Annotated in this window: 9 protein-coding genes; 8 read left to right on the forward strand and 1 reads right to left on the reverse strand. The window is 39.0% G+C overall.

Annotated elements, in window-relative coordinates:
• Positions 1 to 2 precede the first annotated feature (2 nt).
• Entirely contained in the window at positions 3 to 7,199 is a 7,197-nt protein-coding gene (gene sov / locus BLR60_RS06640) for a T9SS outer membrane translocon Sov/SprA (protein ID WP_090498079.1), read from the forward strand.
• Positions 7,200 to 7,203: 4 nt separating this feature from the next.
• On the opposite strand, the gene BLR60_RS06645 is transcribed toward sov, so the two are convergent.
• Positions 7,204 to 7,605 (reverse strand): hypothetical protein, encoded by a 402-nt coding sequence (locus tag BLR60_RS06645; RefSeq protein WP_090498080.1) that lies wholly within the window; start codon positions 7,603 to 7,605, stop codon positions 7,204 to 7,206.
• Between the two features lie 211 nt (positions 7,606 to 7,816).
• Here BLR60_RS06645 and gcvH point away from each other — a divergent pair, with 211 nt between their 5' ends.
• From gcvH to feoB, 7 genes are all read left to right on the forward strand, one after another.
• Positions 7,817 to 8,197, forward strand: coding sequence for a glycine cleavage system protein GcvH (gcvH, locus tag BLR60_RS06650; RefSeq protein WP_090498082.1), 381 nt, complete (start codon positions 7,817 to 7,819; stop codon positions 8,195 to 8,197).
• A gap of 10 nt (positions 8,198 to 8,207) precedes the next feature.
• A complete protein-coding gene (locus tag BLR60_RS06655; RefSeq protein WP_090498531.1) occupies positions 8,208 to 8,609 on the forward strand; it encodes a VanZ family protein in 402 nt (133 codons plus the stop codon).
• Positions 8,593 to 8,718, forward strand: coding sequence for a hypothetical protein (locus tag BLR60_RS25305; protein ID WP_262502263.1), 126 nt, complete (start codon positions 8,593 to 8,595; stop codon positions 8,716 to 8,718). Before BLR60_RS06655 ends, BLR60_RS25305 begins: the two co-directional genes overlap by 17 nt.
• Before the next feature lie 149 nt (positions 8,719 to 8,867).
• Entirely contained in the window at positions 8,868 to 11,681 is a 2,814-nt protein-coding gene (locus BLR60_RS06660; RefSeq protein WP_090498084.1) for an outer membrane beta-barrel family protein, read from the forward strand.
• 230 nt (positions 11,682 to 11,911) lie between these two features.
• On the forward strand, positions 11,912 to 14,677 hold the full coding sequence (locus BLR60_RS06665) for an outer membrane beta-barrel family protein (RefSeq protein ID WP_090498086.1): 2,766 nt from the start codon (positions 11,912 to 11,914) through the stop codon (positions 14,675 to 14,677).
• 98 nt (positions 14,678 to 14,775) lie between these two features.
• Positions 14,776 to 14,991 carry a FeoA family protein gene (locus BLR60_RS06670; RefSeq protein ID WP_055913318.1) on the forward strand — a complete coding sequence of 72 codons (216 nt, stop codon included), beginning with the start codon at positions 14,776 to 14,778 and terminating at the stop codon, positions 14,989 to 14,991.
• Positions 14,992 to 15,002: 11 nt separating this feature from the next.
• Positions 15,003 to 17,111, forward strand: coding sequence for a ferrous iron transport protein B (gene feoB, locus BLR60_RS06675; protein WP_090498088.1), 2,109 nt, complete (start codon positions 15,003 to 15,005; stop codon positions 17,109 to 17,111).
• Positions 17,112 to 17,419 lie beyond the last annotated feature (308 nt).

Genomic DNA, 17,419 nt, shown 5'->3' on the forward strand with positions numbered 1-17,419 from the left:
CTTTGAAGAGAATATCTACATTTCTGTTTCTCATCCTTCTCTTTTTAATTGCTTCTCAAACTACTTATTCTCAAGTTGTTCCAAGCAAAACGGATACCATTAAGCCGAAAAATAATTTCAGCTTACGCGAAAAAGAACAATTAGGACTTAGTCCTGCAGTTAATCCATTTTATCCATCTCCAAGTAATTTAAAACGTGTTGTAGAATACGACGCGAAAAATAAACGTTATATAGTTAAGGAACTGATAGGCGAAAATTTTGTTTTAAATACCCAATATTTAACTATTGATGAGTATCAGCGCCTGGTAAACAGCGAAATAAAAAGGGGTAACTGGCGTAGCATTTCCAATGCAGAAGTGAGCGATTACAGAAGTACGGGCATTATTCCAAAAATCCAGGTAAATAGTAAAGCTTTTGAAAAACTTTTTGGTGGTACAACGATTGATATCCAGCCCCGTGGAGAAGCCGAGCTTACTTTTTTAGGCAGGATAAATAAAAATGAAAATCCGCTTTTTAACGAAAGGCAAAGGGTACAAACCAATTTCGATTTTAACCAAAGGATCCAGATGGATCTGGTTGGAAATATTGGTACCAAGCTAAAAATTAAAAGTAATTACAATACCGAAGCACAGTTTGATTTTGAAAATCAGATTAAATTGGATTATACTGGAGGCGTAGATGATATTATTCAAAAAATAGAAGCGGGTAACGTAAGTTTACCCTTAAATACTTCATTAATTACCGGAACACAGGCGCTTTTTGGTATAAAAACGCAGCTCAAATTCGGACGTTTAAACGTAACAAGTGTTTATACACAACAAAAATCGCAATCCAGAGAGATCAAAATTACAAATGGCGCACAGCAAAATACCACTACGTTAAGTATTGATAACTACGAAGCCAATAAACACTATTTCCTGTCGCAATATTTCAGAAATAATTATAATAGAAACCTGGCTAACGCGCCCATTATTACTTCTCCCATCCAGATTACCAAAATTGAAGTTTGGATTACCAATAAAGCTGGAAATACAACCGACTCCAGAGATGTACTGGGTTTGATGGATTTGGGCGAAAATGTTCCCTTCAATAATAATTTAATTACCGGGGGGACTTCTGGTCTGCCGGCTGGAACCACCGCTACTGGTTTCCCGCAACAATCAAACAACCTGATCTCGCAGTTAAATGCTTATCAGGGCGGTGCCATCAGACAAACCAATTCTAATGCAGTTCTTTCTTTCTTCCAAACAACACCCGCCAATACCAGCAATACAGACAATTTTGCCAAATTGGTTTATGCCAGAAAGTTAACAGAACGCGAATTTACCTTTCAGCCACAACTGGGTTATTTATCATTAAACAACCCGTTAAATGCCGATGAGGTGTTAGCCGTTGCCTACCGCTATACCTATAATGGAGTGGAGTATCAGGTTGGTGAGTTTTCTACCGATATTTCTTTTGATGCGGCTAATCCTAAAATGCTTTATGCCAAATTATTAAAGAACGAAACGACTAAGATCCAGTTGCCCACATGGGATCTGATGATGAAAAATATTTATTCTATCGGCGGGTACCAGATCAGCAGTCAGAATTTTAAACTGGATATTTACCGCATTGATAATGAAACGGGTGTGGATAATCCGGTAATGACCGAAGGTCAGAACACCGCTAACAAGCAGTGGATTGCCTTAACCGAATTCGATCGCCTCAATCAGCAAAATGAGCGGAGACCCGATGGGGTTTTCGATTTCGTGGCTGCCAACAATGCTTTTGGATCTTATTCTACGGCAAGCAATGCCAACCAGGCCAGTATGTTCGGTACAGGCAGCAATGGGCAGACCTCATTGGTTACCAATACCAATTCGGGTTACATCACCATCGATCCGGCAAATGGGAGGATTATTTTTCCTGTGATCGAACCCTTTGGTAAAGATTTGGCTGCAAAGTTTTTGCCAAGCGAACAGGCATTAATCAATAAATATACGTTTACCGCGCTTTACGATTCAACACAAACCATTGCGAGGCAACTGTTTCAAAACCAAAACAGGTATACGATTAAGGTAAATTACCAGTCTGATATTTCTTCTGAGTTCAGTTTAAATGCCATTAATGTTCCGGAAGGATCGGTAAAGGTTTTTGCAGGAACGATGCCCTTGACCGAAGGTGTTGATTTCACCGTCGATTACCAGGGCGGGCGGGTGAGCATTATCAACCAGGCACTTTTGGTATCTGGTCAACCGATTAGAATTACCACAGAAAATAGCGAAACCTTTGGTCTGCAACAGCGGTCACTTTTCGGAACCCGTTTAGATTATCGTGTAAACAATAAACTAAATCTTGGGGGTACAATCATGAACCTGACCGAAAAACCTTTAACCCAAAAGGTAAACATCGGTGAAGAACCCATTTCCAATACCATCTGGGGAGCAGATATTAACTATAGTTCACCCTCACGGTTTTTAACCAAACTGGTTGATAAACTTCCTTTCATTTCAACCAAAGCACCATCAAGTGTAACATTTTATGGTGAATTCGCGCAACTTATTCCTGGTCACCCAAGAGCGTTGAATTTTGCAGGCAGTAAAAACGGAGTAAGTTATTTAGATGATTTTGAGGCCTCCAGATCGGTAATTGATTTAAAGAGTGCGATTGCCTGGCAGCTATCTGGTACACCACAGCTTTTCCCGGAATTTAATAAATCTAACGACTTATCATACGGTTATAACCGCGCAAGAATTGCTTTTTACAACATCGATCCAACTTTTTATAATTCGGCAGCTTCTACTACACCCGCCAATATCAGAGGAAACCGTACAGAACTTTCCAATCATTATGTAAGAGAGGTAATTGAGCAGGAGGTTTTTCCATTCAAGGAAACGGCAACCGGACAGGCTTTAAACATTACCACTTTGGATGTAGCTTATTATCCAACCGTTAGGGGGCCTTACAATTTCCGTACAACTGATTTTAGGCCAGATGGAAGTTTATTGCAGCCCAGAAACAATTGGGGTGGTTTTCAGCGTAAAATAGAAACCAATGATTTTGAAGCCTTAAATGTTGGCTTTATTGAATTTTGGGTAATGGATCCATTTATTTATAAGCCAAATTCGGCTGGTGGTGATGTCTATTTTAACCTGGGGAATATTTCGGAAGATATCCTTAAAGACGGTAGAAAATCATTAGAAAATGGTTTGCCAGATACAAACGATCCGGGCAAATATGATGAAACGGCGTGGGGGCGGGTGCCGAAATTACAACCGGTTGTGCAGGCTTTCGATAATAATCCCAATTCGCGTAGGGCACAGGATGTAGGTTTGGACGGGTTATCTGATGCTGATGAAAAGATCAAATTTGCGGCGGCAATTACTCAGATTAAATCGCAACTGAATGCAACAGCTTCAACGGCTCTTGATGCCGATCCATCATCAGATAACTATACTTATTTCAGAGGACCGACGCTAGATCAGATTAATGCAGGTATTCTTAAACGTTACGAAAAGTATAACGGAACGGAAGGAAACTCTAAAACTTCGCAGCAGTCGCAAGAAGAATTGGGACTTGAAAATTCTGCTTCTACTTCACTACCAGATGGGGAAGACATCAACCGCGATAATAACATGACGCAAAGTGATGAGTATTTTCAATATAAAGTTTCAATGCGCCCGGGGGATTTAAATGTTGGACAGAATTTTATTACCGATAAAGTAACCTCGCAGGTAAAACTGGCCAATGGAAATACGCAGGCCGTTTCATGGTATCAATTCAGAATCCCGATCAGTCAATATCAAGATCGGGTAGGTGGTATCCAGGATTTTAAATCTATCCGTTTCTTTAGGATGTTTATGACCAATTTTGCTGATACTGCCGTAATGCGTTTTGCGAAGTTGCAATTGATCCGTGGGGAATGGAGGGAGTTCAATGCTGCTAACCAGGCTTCGCAGGTAATTGTAGATCCATCTTTACCAGCACTTACGCCAGATAATTCTACTATTGAAGTTTCAACGGTAAACATCGAAGAAAATGGAAAACGTTCGCCAATTCCATATGTAACGCCGCCAGGTATTCTTCGCGAGCGCGACTATAGTAACTATCGTGGCGATACACGTTTAAATGAGCAATCGTTATCGGTTACCGTAAAATCATTAAGAGATGGCTACGGCAGAGCGGCATTTAAAACAGCCTACAGCGATTTCAGATCTTACAAACATCTGGAAATGTTTATTCATGCTGAAGCGGTTAATAATCAGATTTTAAACGATAACGATGTTGCAGCATTCTTACGGATCGGAACCGATAACCAGGATAATTATTATGAATATGTAATTCCGTTAAAGGTGACCAATCCAGGTACAAGAGATGCCGATGCCATTTGGCCAGAAGCCAATAGAATGGATATTAACTTAACGCTTTTCCAGAATGCAAAGCTGGCCCGTAACGTAGCCAAGCAAGCTAACGGACAGCCATGGCCTACAAATGTGCCATTTACCTATACCGACGGAAATAGAATAATTGTAGTTAAAGGGCAACCTGATATGAGCAAGGTTAGGGTATATATGGTGGGTGTTAAAAATCCGCTTCGTGCCGCCAATAATGAACAAAATGATGATGGCCTTGATAAAAATGCACTGGTTTGGTTTAACGAGCTAAGATTAACTGAATTTGATGAAAGAGGTGGTTGGGCGGCAACTGGAAGATTAAACTTAAAATTGGCCGATTTTGCTGATGTAAATATTTCAGGAAGTAAATCTACAATTGGTTTTGGATCTATCGATTCGAAAGTAAGTGAGCGGAACCGTGCAGATAATGTATTGCTTGATGTTTCTTCAGCGATGGAGTTGGGTAAGTTTCTGCCACAAAAATCGGGGGTAAAAATCCCGATGTTTGTGAGTTACTCTAAACAGGTTTCTACACCACAATACAATCCAAGGACACCAGATATCGAACTCAAAAATGCTTTATCACAATCTACTAAAGAACAAAAAGATTCGATTTTAAATTTTGCACAGGATTATACGATTAGAAGGGGCATCAATTTTACCAACGTTAGGAAAGATCGGATCAATACCAGTAAACCTGCCCGACTTTGGGATATCGAAAATTTTGCAGCAAGTTATGCTTATACCCAATATAATCATCGCGATTTTATTAATCAAAACAGTATTCAGAATACCTATAGAGCTTCGCTACAATACAATTATGCCAGAGAAGCCAAAACAATAGCACCTTTTCAAAAGATTATAAAATCGAACATGCTGACTTTGTTAAAGGACTTTAACTTTAGTATTTTTCCAAGTGCCATTAATTTCAGGATAGATGTAGACCGTTTGTATTCGGAAAATACCTTACGTAACAACGATCCGAATAATACCATCGGGATTTACCAGAATGGTTACGGTACCACCTTTAACAAAAACTTTACCATGAGCCGTGTTTATGGTATTGCCTGGAACCTTACCCGTTCGTTACAGTTGGATTTTAATGCCACAAATTATTCTATTATTGATGAACCTGATGGCCGAATTGACGGTATAAAACGCGACACCGTTTGGCAAAACCTAAAACGCTTAGGGCGTACAACCGATTATAACCATAATTTAAACGTTACCTATAATTTACCGATTGATAAGATACCAGGGCTAAACTGGGTGACCGTTAAAACCCGCTATGGTACCAATTTTAACTGGCAGACTGAGCCGCTTTCTACCTTGCTCGATCCGAATATAAATTTGGGTAACACCGTACAGAATAGCCGGACCGTTCAGGTGAACCCAACACTAAACCTCACCACGCTGTACAACAAATTTGGCTTCATCAGGAGTGCCGGCAATGATGATGGGAGCAAAGCGAAGAACTTTTTTATTAATATCTTAACCAGTTTAAAAAATGTTAATGCCAGCTTTGTACAAACAAAAGGTATTTTTCTACCGGGTTATATGCCAACAACACAGTTTTTTGGCCTTGATAGGGCCACTGGTGCACCGGGTTTAGGTTTTGTTTTTGGTAGTCAGCGCGATATCCGCGAGATGGCACTTGGCAATGGCTGGTTAACAAACGATACCTTACAGAACCAGTTATATGTAAATACATTGCGTGAAGATTTTCAGTTTACGGGTTTGTTAGAGCCTTTTAAAGATCTGCGGATTACGCTAAAAGCGAATAAAGCACAAACGAGAAATTTCAGTACCAATTTTAGGTACGTAGCCAGTGTATCGTCGTTTGAGAATCTGAGTGCAATTACCACGGGCGATTACAGCGTATCATACATCGCGCTGGGCACAGCATTTAAAGAAAGTAATTCTACAATTATCTCAGGCTTATTTAATCAGTTCATGGCCAACAGGATGATTATTTCCAGAAGACTGGGTGCAGAAAATCCAAATTCGGGCGGCATTAGTGGAGGCTATGCTGATGGGTATAGCAAAGAGAGCCAGGATGTAATTATCTCTGCTTTTATGGCTGCGTATTCAGGTAAAGATGCTGGCAAAACCAAAATGAATGCCTTTCCTAAAATACCACTTCCAAACTGGAGTTTAACTTATAGCGGCTTAACACGTATTCCTTTTATTGCCGATAAATTTTCATCTGTTGATATCCGTCATGGCTATCGCTCGGCTTATAATATCAATGGCTTTAACTCTTTATTGCGTTATCAGGAAACCAATGGTGCCGTTAGCAGTAGAGATGTAAATAACAATTTTTTACCAGAATATCAGTTTGCCCAGGTCACCATTTCTGAATATTTTTCTCCGTTGGTTGGTGTCGATACCAGGTTTAAAAATAACCTCACCGCTTCTTTCGAATTAAACCGGTCGCGTTTGTTGGGTCTTAGCTTATCAAACAGTCAGTTGGCGCAATTATCAGAAAACAATATGGTGTTGGGCCTGGGCTACCGCACCAATAAATTCCGTTTCCCGTTTGGATGGTTTAAAAGCCTGAAAATGGATAACAACATGGATTTTAAATTGGATGTGGCCATCCGTGATAATAAAACGGTTATCTATCGTGCTGATATTACCGAAGCAGAAGTATCTTCAGGAGCCAAGAATATTACCTTAAGGCCAAGTGTAGATTATGTGTTAAATCAGAAATTCAACATTAAATTATTTTACGATTCAAACATTACAAAACCTTATACCTCGCAAACCTTTAATACTTCTTTCAGTAATTTTGGCTTCAGTTTAAGGTTTACGTTGAATTAAGCAATTAAAGTTTTTGTGCGGAGAATATTCTGCTAAATAGATATGCAGTAAAAAACATAGGGGCATAGCTGAACAATAGATAATCAAAACTGTTGAAATGCATCATTCCGCTGATGAGCAGAGACAGCAGAAAGAGCACAGTTGAATATGTTATTGGCCTGTTATTGATAAGTCTCTTATCGTTCTGTTTTTCTTCGAAGTAGTGCTTTATCGTAATCACCACAGCAATTATTGCTATAAAGATAAATACGTGGGTAAAGGGTAGGTTAAAACTGAAATTATAATTTTGTGGCTTAATTAGCATGATCAATCCGATATAGCCGAATCCGGTTACCATTGTTACCGGAACAGAAACAACCAGGGTCGCTGGACATACTTTTAACGTATAAATACTTGAAGATTTCATATTGAGGGTTAATTCGTAATTCAATATAGATAAAATCTTTAAATTTAATTATCCCCCGTTAGACCGATTGACAACATTCGATTTTTCTGATAAGTTAATTTTTCAGCCATTGCGAATGGATAAACTAAATTGTATTTTTGAGGCACAAACCGTAATAAACATTTGTCAAACGGAATTTGATCAATAACTTATTTTCAAAACATATAAAATAATGAATTTTCCATCAGAATTAAAGTACACTAAAGACCACGAGTGGGTTAGAGTTGAAGGTAACGAAGCTTTTATCGGCGTAACCGATTTTGCACAACGCGAACTAGGTGATATCGTGTATGTTGATATTAACACTGTAGGTAGCGAAGTGGCTAAAGAAGAAGTTTTCGGTACTGTAGAAGCGGTTAAAACTGTATCTGATTTATATATGCCAGTTACCGGAACCGTATTGGAAGTTAATGCTGAATTAAATGATAACCCGGAATTGGTTAACTCTGATCCTTACGGACAAGGCTGGATGGTTAAAGTATCTTTAGCTGATGCGGCTGAAGTTGATGGTTTATTAACAGCAGAAGCTTACCAGGAACTGGTAGGTGCTTAATCCTGATATTTTGTACAAAACACTAAAACAGCAAAAATGGGCCATTCTTTGGACGGTTGTTGTTTTGGTGTTTTGTAATATGCACATTTCCGATTCTGTTGGGAAAAGTGGCTTTTTTTTCGAGGGCTTTGATAAAATGACCCATATGGGCTTTTTCTTTGTCTTATCAGTTCTACTCTTTTCTGGCAAGATTAAATATCAGCATCACTACGCTATTCAAAAATTAACCATTTTTAAGATTTTATTCATCAATGCCATCATCGGTGGTGGAATAGAGTTACTGCAATGGAAAGTTTTCACCTACCGGTCTGCAGAATGGTGGGATTTTGCCTGCGATATGTTAGGCGCATCAATGGCTGTTTTTAGTTATGTATTGCTTCATAAATTAAATTTCAATGAAAACGAAAATTAGCATCATCTGTGTAATTGCAGCAGTAGCACTAAGCGGATGCAGTATTTTTAAAAAAGACTGTAACTGCCCAAAAGTGTACTACAAAAGTTATCCTTCACCACAAAAATAATTCCTTTCTGGTCGGCCTTCCTTTCGATCTGATGATCTCCCCTTTCAGGCTGTATTTAAAATGTTACCAAGCTTTTAACACACCTTAACAAACCTTTCGGTGTTTGCGTAGTCTGATAGCTTAGTTTTGTATTAATACCTAATTTTTTAATGAAAAGAAATGTTCAGCGCGCGATACTTATTGTGCTCCTATTTTGTGGATATATCGCCCAGGCTCAAAATACGGGCTCGATAAGCGGTAAAGTAATTAACGCGAAAGATAAAAAGCCGGTTGATTTTGCGACAATTGCAATTAAAAGTTTAAAAGATTCGAGTGTTGTGGCGTCCGGTCAAACCAATCCTGATGGAAGCTTTAGCTTTAAAGCCATAGCGCCGGGTAAGTATAGGATTTATTCGGCCTTTTTAGGTTTAAAAACGGTAACCAAAGATATTGAAGTGGCTAAAGCAGCTGTTAATGCCGGCGAAATTGCCATGGTTGATGATGGGGTTGATTTAAAAGATGTTAACGTTACGGCAAGCATTCCGGTGGTTGTAAAAACAGATACTATCGAATTTGATGGAAAATCGATCAAGGTTAGGGAAAATGCTGTTGTCGAAGACATGTTGAAAAAACTTCCTGGAGTTGAAGTAGCAAAAGACGGAAGTATCAAAGCCCAGGGCGAAACCGTTACCAAGGTTAAAGTAGATGGTAAAGAGTTTTTTGGAACAGACCCTTTACTGGCGACAAAAAACTTACCCGCCGATATGGTTGATAAGATTCAGGTAATTGATGAGATGTCTGAGCAATCTCAATTTTCTGGTGTTGATGACGGTACAAGAAATAAAATCTTAAACATTACAACTAAAGCCGGAATGAAAAAGGGCTATTTTGGGAATAGTACAGCTGGATACGGTACACAGGATCGTTATGATGCAAGTTTAAATGTAAACAAGTTCGATAATGACCAGCAATTTAGTTTTATTGGTCAGTTCAATAACGTAAATAAGCAGAACTTCGGACAGGGTAATGGTGCAGGGAACGGTTTTGGTGGAGGTGGTCGGGGTAATTTTGGAGGTGGCGGTAGTGGTGCTGGCAGTGGCGGAATTACAACTACAAATGCTGCAGGCTTAAACTTTGCAGATACCTATAAAGATGGTACCCAAATTCAGGGAAGTTACTTTTTTAATAAATCGGCTGTTACAAACCAGCAGACAAGTTTCACTCAAAATTTATTGGGAAACAGGATTACTACTGTCGCGAACAATGCGGATAATAATACGGACAGGATCAACCATAGGTTTAACTTTATGATCGATACCAAGCTGGATTCATCGACAACAATTAAAATCCAGCCAAACGTATCCTATACCGAAAGTGATGCAACAAACCTGAGCGATTATACCCGAAATTTGATCCAGTCCACAACTGTCGGAGATCAGCGCTATATCAGCAACAGTACCACGCCGAACATCACGAATAACCTGTTGATCCGTAAAAAGTTCAAAAGACGCGGTAGAACATTGTCGCTTAATGTTAACACGAGTATCAATAATAACGATGCCGATAATTATAATTACATATCTGAAACGAATACCATTAACAGCACGCCAACGGCTAGTTTGACCGATCAGTTGAATAAGGTAAATACAAATTCTATTAATAATACCTCCAGATTGGTATATACAGAGCCATTATCTAAAACAACGAGTCTAGAATTTAACTATCAGAATGGATATAGCCATGATAACCAGGGCCGCCAGGTATTGGATTTCAACTCAGCAAGCGGGCAATATGACCTGGTTAATCTGGATTATAGCAATGTTTATGAGAACCAAACTTTAACAAACGCTGCAGGGCTAAGCTTTACAACCAACGAAAAGAAATATAACTGGAACATTGGTTTAGCCGCACAACAAACCAATCGCGAGAATACCAACCTTACAACTGGTTTGGTGAGAACACAGAATTTCATCAACTTAACGCCTTCGGCAAATTTCAGATATAATTTCAGCAATTCCAGAAGATTAAATATCCGTTACAGAGGAACAACCCAACAGCCAACTATTAATCAGATACAGCCAATACTTGATAATACCAATACACAAAGTGTTTTTGTTGGTAATCCTGAATTAAAGCCCCAGTTTAACAACAATTTAAGCATCAACTATAATAATTTCGATTTCGCTAAAAGCAGAATGTTCTTCGCTTTTTTAAGTTTGAGTCAAACTTTTAATGCCATTGGTAACAGTAGCCAATTGGTAACTGATCAAAGTGATAAGGATTTCGGTAAAATCAGAACGACCTATGTTAATGTTGACGGAGTTTATTCGGGTAATGCAAGTATCAATATGGGGGTTCCAATTTTACCTGAACGTAAATTGACCCTGAATGCATCGTTAAATGGAAACTACAATAGGAATGTGAATTTTACCTCGGGTGATAATAACACTACTGATCTCGTGAAAAATATCACAAATTCCTGGTCGGTTACCAACAAATATAATTTTGTAACCAACTTTGATAAGTTTGACCTCACCGGGGGTATTTCCGGTACCTATAACAGGGCAACTTACTCTGCCCAGCCAAACTCAACCACCAACTATTATACGCTAAATCCCAGTTTTGATATCAGTTACTTGTTTCCCGGAAATATCCGTTTAGCGGTAGATTTAGATTATATCAAAAATACAGGCAGGGGTGAAGGATTTAATACCGAATATACTTTGGTAAATTCTTATATCAGCCGCCAGTTCTTTAAAAACAGGGGCACATTTAAAATTGCAGTTAACGATGCTTTTAACCAAAACCAGGGCATAAGCAGGACCGCAGCAAATAATACGATTACAGATTTAAACTATAACGTGTTAAAACGCTATTATATGTTCTCCTTTACTTATTCGTTATCCCGTATCGGTGGAAAAACCATGAGTGGCGATATGCAGATGCCAGGCCAACGCGGTGGTGGTGGCCGTCCGAGGATGTAATGTTTTCCAATGGTCGGTGGCTCGCCGACCATCAATATTATAATAAAAGCCCCGGCTTTATCCGGGGCTTTCTGTTTTATAACTTTTTTCCTCGGTGGTTTCTCACCGACCGATACCCAATTCTCCGAATTAAATGTACAATTGACATTTATGTATTTCAAATGTTACTAAGGGCAAATAAACCTTTCTGAAAGTCTGTTGTCTCTATGCTATAAGCCAAAACTAACCGAATGAAACAAATTTTTACGCTTTTTCTTATTTTCTTATCATTTTATGTTTACGCCCAGAAAACCGGCTCGGTAAGTGGAAGGGTAATCCAGTCAAAAGATAAAAAACCGATCGATTATGCTTCTCTTGCTATAAAAAAACTGTCCGATTCGAGCATGGTTGGTGCGGTAAGTACCTCAGAAGATGGAAAATTTGTTTTCAAAAACCTAAAATCTGGCAGCTACAGGTTATATGCTGCATTTTTAGGCTTAAAAAATGCTACAAAAGATTTTACTATTACGGACGAAAAAACTGACGTAACGCTAGGCGATATTGTTTTAGAAGGAGGCGCAATTGACCTCCAAACCGTAGATATTAAAGCAGAAATACCGCCGATTGTGGTAAAAAAGGATACCCTTGAGTTTAACGCAAGTTCATTTAAAGTGGTAGAGAATGCTGTAGTAGAAGACTTATTAAAGAAATTACCTGGTGTAGAGGTAGACAAAGCGGGAACGGTAAAAGCCCAAGGTGAAACCATTACTAAAGTTAAGGTTGATGGCAAAGAATTTTTTGGGAATGACCCCTTATTGGCTACTAAAAACCTCCCGGCTGATATGATTGATAAAATTCAGATTATTGATGAGCTTTCCGATCAGGCACAGTTTACCGGGATTGATGACGGCTCTAGAACCAAAATTATTAATATTACCACCAAAAAGGAGAAGAAAAACGGTTATTTCGGAAACAGCACGGGTGGTTATGGCTCTAACAATCGATACGACGTAAATGCGAATATCAACCATTTTAATCAAGATAAGCGGTTGAGTGTTGTCGCCCAGTTTAATAATGTGAACAGGCAGAATTTTGGTGGTGGCCTGGGCGGCGGAGGCGGAAGCGGCGGCCGTAGCGGTATTACGGATACCAAAGCCGGTGGATTTAATTTCTCAGATGTATATGCCGATCAAACTGAAATTAATTTCAGTTATTTCGTTAATAAATCTGATAACCTCATTTTAAGAAACAGCGTTACCCAAAACCTTTTAGGCAATGTAACCACAGTTTTCAATAATAGCCAAAATAATACTGCTGATCGTTTAAACCACCGTTTAAACTTTATGGTCGATACTAAACTAGATTCGCTCACTTCGTTGCGGATCCAGCCGAATTTGAGTTATACCAATAACGAAAGTGAGAACAATAGTATTTATACCCGCGATTTTGGCACCTATACTACAAGTGGTTCTCAACGGTTAACCAACCATAATACATCGCCAGCTATCAGCAACAATATTTTATTACGTAAAAAATTTATGCGTCGCGGAAGAACATTATCGCTGAATTTGAACACCAACATTAACGATAACGATGCTGATAATTATAATTACAATCCCGAAACACGTGAAAAAGATAGTGTTAAAACAAAAAAGATGATCAACCAGCTAAATGATCAGGAAAGCGAATCTATCAACCAGAATACCCGTTTGGTTTATACAGAGCCGTTAACTAAAACGCTTAGCCTCGAATTTAACTATCAGAACGGCTATAACCACAATACCTCCGATCGTTTTACCTACGATTTTAACCCCGCCACGCTAAATTATGATTTACTAAATGATTCATTAAGTAACGTTTACGAAAATACCATTTTAACTAATTCAGCCGGTTTCAGTTTCAACAAAATGGCCAAAAAATATAATTGGAATGTGGGGATGGCTGTTCAGAATACCGATCGTAAAAACAATAACATTACCCGCGGATTTATATTAAAACAGAATGTATTTAACTATACACCTTCCGCCATGTTCAGGTATAATTTTAGTAATAGCAAACGTTTGGTCTTCAATTACCGTGGTAGCACCAACCAGCCATCCATACAGCAGTTACAGCCTATTCCGAACAATACCAACACGCAAAGTATCCCATTGGGAAATCCTGATTTAAAACCCGAGTTTAACAACAACCTGCGCATTGCCTACAATACGTTTACGCCCGGCAAAAACAGGTCGTTATTTGTAAATGTAAATCTCACCCAAACTTCCAACAAAATTGCCAATAGCAGCAGCTTAATCGAAAATGGGGTTAATCAAGGTAAATTTGCTGTGTTGCCTGTAAACGTAAATGGTGTTTATGCCGGATCATTATCCTCTTCATTAAGTTTGCCCATCATGACCGAAAATAAACTTAATTTCCACATTAACATCAGTGGTAATTATGATCGGGATGTAAACTTTACCAATAACCTAAAAAACATCACCAATAGCTGGTCGATTAACAATGGTTACCGTTTGGTTTCCAATTTGGATAAGCTTGATTTAACGGCAGGTGTTAATGGCTCAATAAATAGGGCTACCTATTCTGTTCAGCCCAGTTCTAACACGCGCTATTACACTTTTAGTCCAAATATAAGTGTAAGTTATATGTTTCCTGGCGATATCCGATGGTCGGTAGATGCAGATTACAACCAGAATACAGGTAGGGGAGCGGATTTCGATACGCACTTTACTTTGGTAAATTCATACATCAGCAAACAATTTTTTAAAAATCGTGGCACTTTTAAAGCTGCCGTAAATGATTTGCTGAACGAAAACCAGGGTGTAAGCCGTACGGCCAATAATAACACGATACGTGATGAAAGCTATAACGTATTGCGGCGTTATTTCATGTTTTCATTTACTTATTCCTTAAACCGCATGGGCGGTAAAAACATGATCAGAGAAGGTAATAATCAGGGCAGACGCCGTAATAATAATGGTGGCGACGCATTTGGTGGAGGAAGACAACGGAATTAGATCATTTCTCGGTAAAAGCTGGATAATTTATATCCTACACGGGGTTATCTTATTTGGAATAAATCTAAAGAAAGGTTAACTTGCGCCAAATTTAGCACATGAAGCTGTCGCACCTAAAAGTAGGAGAAAAGGGAACAATTGTAGCCTTTACAGATTTAGATATGTCTGTGAAGTTAATGGAAATGGGCTGCTTGCCGGGCGAGGTGGTAGAAGTAGAACGTTTTGCTCCTTTGGGCGATCCTATGGCGATCCGTGTAGCTGGATATCAGCTTTGCTTGCGTAAAAGCGAAGCCGATGTTATTATTATTCAATAAAAAAGCTGGGTTTGGATATTAAAGTTGCATTAGTTGGTAATCCCAATACAGGTAAATCTACTTTATTTAACCGTTTAACAGGGTTAAATCAAAAAATCGGAAACTTTCCAGGCATTACTGTTGATAAGAAAACGGGTTTTACAAAACTCGCAGACGGTAAAGAAGCCGAGATTATCGATTTACCAGGAACATATAGCTTATATCCGAAAAGTGCTGATGAAAGCATCGTTTTTCAGGTGCTTGCCGATAAAAAAAACAACAGCCATCCTGATGTCATTGTACTCATCGCCGATGCTTCGAATTTAAAGCGCAATATGCTTTTGTATTCGCAAGTGGCAGATCTGGGCATCCCGATCATTTTAGCACTTAATATGATCGATCTTTCTGCTAAGCAGGGGATTGAGATTAATCTGGATAAACTGTCTGAAAAATTGGGGATCCAGGTGGTTTCCATCTCAGCAAGAAATAACATTGGGATTGATAAGCTGAAACAAGCCATTGCCAATACCAATAAAATTGCCACGCAGTACCAGGACGTAGATGTGAATTTTCTGGCTCCGGAAGCGATTAATGCCATAAAAGCCAGGCTTAATTCCGATAACGATTATTACGCGCTACAAGTGCTGCATCAGCACGAACATTTAACTTTTTTTACCGAAAAGGAACAGGAAGAAATTGAACATATTGAACAATCACACCATTTCGAATCTGCTAAAATTCAGGCTGCAGAAACCATTGCCAGATATAAACGTCTAAGCACTATTTTATCTGATGTGGTTATTGACAATGGCACGGAAAAGAAATTTTCTTTCAGTGATAAACTGGATGCTGTTTTAACACACAAGGTTTGGGGATTTGCTATTTTCTTGCTTATTCTCTTTGTCATTTTCAATGCGATATTTGCCTGGTCATCCTATCCAATGGAATGGATTGAGACTGGTTTTGGTTTGATGACCAGCACTGGACATGAATATTTGCCTGCAGGCATGCTTACCGATTTGTTATTGGATGGCGTAATTGCTGGTTTAGGTGGTATTTTTGTTTTTATTCCGCAGATTGCCATTCTTTTCGCATTCATATCCATTTTAGAAGATACGGGTTACATGGCCCGTGTTACCTTTATGATGGATAAAGTGATGAGTAAAGTTGGACTTAACGGTAAATCGGTAGTGCCCATGATCGGTGGTTTAGCCTGTGCTGTTCCGTCTATTATGGCTGCCAGAAATATTGAAAACTGGAAAGATAGAATGATTACCATCATGGTTACGCCATTGGTAAGCTGTTCGGCAAGACTCCCGGTATATATTTTAATTATTTCCTTAATTATACCTTCTAAAACCGTTCTTGGCATTTTTAACCTGCAAGGTTTGGCGCTAATGGTAATGTACCTGGTAGGCATTGTTGCTGCGGTGCTGGTAGCGTGGGTAATGAAATTTATCATTAAAACGAAGGAAAGGTCTTATTTTATCATGGAGTTGCCCGTTTACCGCATGCCAAGGTGGAAAAATGTGTTCTACACCATGTACGAAAAATCGAAAACCTTTGTTTTCGAAGCTGGGAAAGTAATTATTGCCATTTCCATCATCCTTTGGGTAATGGCTTCTTTCGGACCGGGAAACCGATTTGAAAGTATTGATCAAAAATATGAATCTGCCCTGGCTGATACCACAAAAAATACCGATCACATTAAAACTTTAATGGCTACCGAGAAGCTGGAAAACTCCTATGTGGGCATTCTTGGGCATTGGATAGAGCCTGCTATCCGTCCTTTGGGTTACGATTGGAAAATTGGTATTGGTTTAATTACTTCTTTTGCGGCCCGTGAAGCTTTTGTGGGTACAATGGCTACCATTTATAGTGTTGATGGTGGTGATGAAGATACTTCAACGATAAGAGAGCGTATGTCGGCTTCGGTTAATAACCGTACTGGTCTGCCCGTTTATACTTTTGCTACAGGTATTTCACTGATGCTTTTTTATGCCTTTGCTATGCAGTGTATGAGCACCGTTGCTATCGTTTACCGCGAAACGAAAGGTTGGAAATGGCCGGTAATTCAGTTGGCTTATATGACGGCTATGGCCTATGTTGCTGCGCTGGTGGCTTATCAGCTTTTGAAATAAGCAGTGTTTTCGGAGATTATTTTCTAAATTAACGTCATTCCCAACTTGATTGGGAATCTTAATGCAATAAAAAATTTTGTTTCCTACCTGAATGTAATACAGATGCTCAAAAACGAATTATTTAAAGCGTTTGTCACCTTGAGGGGTAATTTATTGAATAAAAATCAATATGGTAGACTGATAAAAACAAACCCTTAGGAATAATCTTAATGCCAGCGTTTTAAGACTAGCTTCGCTGAGCATTTCGTGGTTCCCGAATGTGCGAGAATGGTAGCGTAGTCTGAGGGCCTCCAATAAGCATGATGATT

This window comes from Pedobacter terrae (assembly GCF_900100705.1).
In the GTDB taxonomy this organism is placed as follows: Bacteria; Bacteroidota; Bacteroidia; order Sphingobacteriales; family Sphingobacteriaceae; genus Pedobacter; species Pedobacter terrae.

Coding starts and splice junctions, on each gene's coding strand:
- BLR60_RS06665 (WP_090498086.1), top strand. CDS start 11,912: ATGAAACAAATTTTTACGCTTTTTCTTATTTTCTTATCATTTTATGTT.
- BLR60_RS25305 (WP_262502263.1), top strand. CDS start 8,593: ATGAAAACGAAAATTAGCATCATCTGTGTAATTGCAGCAGTAGCACTA.
- gcvH (WP_090498082.1), top strand. CDS start 7,817: ATGAATTTTCCATCAGAATTAAAGTACACTAAAGACCACGAGTGGGTT.
- BLR60_RS06670 (WP_055913318.1), top strand. CDS start 14,776: ATGAAGCTGTCGCACCTAAAAGTAGGAGAAAAGGGAACAATTGTAGCC.
- BLR60_RS06660 (WP_090498084.1), top strand. CDS start 8,868: ATGAAAAGAAATGTTCAGCGCGCGATACTTATTGTGCTCCTATTTTGT.
- BLR60_RS06645 (WP_090498080.1), bottom strand. CDS start 7,605: ATGAAATCTTCAAGTATTTATACGTTAAAAGTATGTCCAGCGACCCTG.